The 239-nt window shown below is 66.5% G+C and carries 1 pseudogene; it reads right to left on the bottom strand.

Annotated elements, in window-relative coordinates:
• Window positions 1–239 (bottom strand): annotated as a pseudogene (locus tag U4Z64_RS37505) (electron transfer flavoprotein-ubiquinone oxidoreductase); the annotation flags it as partial.

Here is a 239-nt window from a genome sequence, read left to right as displayed (position 1 = left end):
ATCAGCGCGCCGCCCGGGAACACCGTCTTCGGCAGCGACAGCAGGCCGCCGGCCGTGATCGCCCGCGCGCCGTACGACACGCGCTTGCCGCCTTCGAGGAACGCGCGGATCGACGGGTGCGTCTTGTAGCGCTGGAATTCCTCGAACGGCGACAGATACGGGTTCGTGTAGCCGAGGCCGACCACGAAGCCGACCACGACCTGGTTGTTGTCCATGTGATACAGGAACGAGCCGCCGTA

The organism is Burkholderia sp. BCC1996 (assembly GCF_905339955.1).
Classification (GTDB): Bacteria; Pseudomonadota; Gammaproteobacteria; order Burkholderiales; family Burkholderiaceae; genus Burkholderia.
This window is presented reverse-complemented; position numbering and strand designations above follow the sequence as displayed.